Origin of the sequence: Gordonia sp. ALPHA1B1 (genome assembly GCF_005502615.1) — a bacterium.
Classification (GTDB): domain Bacteria; phylum Actinomycetota; class Actinomycetes; order Mycobacteriales; family Mycobacteriaceae; genus Gordonia; species Gordonia hongkongensis.
Genome location: NZ_SCOC01000084.1, coordinates 1 through 2,108, shown reverse-complemented (window position 1 = coordinate 2,108; position 2,108 = coordinate 1). Strand labels below are relative to the sequence as shown.

2 protein-coding genes are annotated in these 2,108 nt (G+C 60.0%); both read left to right on the top strand.

Annotation, left to right across the window (positions count from 1 at the left end):
* The first annotated feature begins 181 nt into the window (after positions 1-181).
* On the top strand, positions 182-1,153 hold the full coding sequence (locus tag FFS52_RS23460; protein ID WP_074852575.1) for a 2-oxoglutarate and iron-dependent oxygenase domain-containing protein: 972 nt from the start codon (positions 182-184) through the stop codon (positions 1,151-1,153).
* 115 nt (positions 1,154-1,268) lie between these two features.
* Positions 1,269-1,679 (top strand): VOC family protein, encoded by a 411-nt coding sequence (locus tag FFS52_RS23455; RefSeq protein ID WP_074852576.1) that lies wholly within the window; start codon positions 1,269-1,271, stop codon positions 1,677-1,679.
* Positions 1,680-2,108 lie beyond the last annotated feature (429 nt).

Here is a 2,108-nt window from a genome sequence, read left to right as displayed (position 1 = left end):
GCACTCGAGTATCGGCCAGATCCCCCCGACCGAGCTCGAAACGCTTCACTACGCTGGCCTCGGCCCCGAGGACCAGCCCACATTGGAGGCGGCACAAAACCTAGGGTGATTCAGCCTGAGCGACGCCGCTAAGGCACAACCCCCTGCCATCGCCCTCGTCAATATCGACAAAAGGAAAACCATGAACCAACCACACATTCCGCTCATCGACCTCAACTCGTGGCGCACCGGAGACAACGAGTCCCGGGCGGCAGTCGCTGCAGAAGTGGATCGCGCACTCACTGAGTCAGGCTTTCTGCTGCTCGCGGACCATGGCGTCGCCGCCCACCTCGGAGCGAGCCTGCGAGAAGCCGCGAAACGGTTCTTTTCCCTACCAACACAGATCAAGGCGCAATACGAAACCACCGTCGGAGGCCGCGGCTGGCTTCCAAGCGGCAGAGAGGCCAACTCATTCGACGGAGAGGACGCAGACGCCGACAAACCCGACATGAAAGAGAGCTACACCATCGGACGCAATCACCTCACCGGTGATCCCGCTATAGACGAGTACTGGTTTCGAGCCAACGTGTGGCCCACAGAGGTGCCAGAACTCGAAGCCCAGGCCAACCGCTACATGGATCAGATGTACGGCGTGTACGACGAATTGCTCCGCATCTGCGGTGCGGCGCTCGGACTGGGCACAGACTGGTTCATCGAACGCTGCGCCAACGGAACTCGCACCCTCAACATCAACCGCTACCCTTCCATGGAAGAGACCGGCGCACCCAAGGATGGCCAATTTCGTGTCGGCCCCCACACCGACTGGAGCATCTTCACGTTGCTTGACCGTCAGGTCGGATACGGCGGCTTCCAGGTCGAAAGCCACGGACAGTGGTTCGACGCACCTTTCGTAGAAGGAGCACTGGTAATCAACATCGGCGACCTCATGGCCCGATGGACCGGCGATCGGTGGCGATCGACCCGCCACCGCGTCCTGCCCCCGCAGGATCAGGCACCGAAAGAAGAGCTGATCTCACTCATCCAGTTTTGCGATGCCAACGTCGACGCCGTCATCAAACCGATGCCCGCTCCGATCGGCAAGAACACGAACCTGGCACCGATCGAAGCAGGCGAGTACCTGCGCCGACGGGCCCTCGCAGCCACTGTCAGCTGATTAACGCTCTACAACCGTGCAGTTCAGCAGGTCATGCCTGGCGCCAACGCTATTGCCCGCCGGCCAACTCTAGCCACCCCCACTAACTGGACCAGATCTCCCCAAGGAGACTCAAATGACAGCATTCCCCAGCGTATCGCTCTCGTTCGTGAGCGTCATCTGTAATGATATCGTTGCGCAATCAGCATTCTACGCAGGCGTTTTCGCGCTACCGACAGCCACTGAGCTGTCCTCCGACCACTTCCGCGCGCTTAGACTCGGCGACACTATCCTCGGGTTTCACACTACGGCCGCCATCAGTCTGCTCGACCTTCCGCAAGACACCCCGATCGGTGATGCAGCAGCAGCATTCTGGACCTTCGAGGTCCACGGCAAACAGGACGTCGACACCCTCACCGACTCAGCAGTCGCAGCCGGCGGTCGCCTCGTCAAGGCTCCCTACACGACGTATTATGGTGCATATCAATCTGTCCTGCGTGATCCAGAAGGAAATGTCTTCCGGATCAACAAATCTGGCGTAGCATGACTCCGAAGACCGCTCCCGGCCGGAGCGATATCCCGGAGGACTGGCTGATGGTCAGGACGAACCTCAGTGCCGAATTGCTGCCATCAGCAGCCCCACAGCCAGATTCGATGAAGTTTGCAATGACTGACACGGCCTCGCCGCGACTCTCGAGATCGTCTGTCCTTGAGACGCGGAGTCAACATATGGCTCGACACTGGGAGTCTCACAGATCGCTGACACCACCACTTTGCGGCAAGCAATCAGAGTCCTCGGCATCCACCGGCGCGCTAGGGGCTGTCGCTGATTCGGTGTAAGTGGTTTTGATCGCCCCCGGCGTGGGGACTGTCGCGAGAACGGTGTAAGTGGCCTTACCGCCCTCGGTGTGTCGGGGGCAGGAAGGTCGCATCATGACCGACACTCTGGTGGCTGTGGAGCCATCTGATGAACACG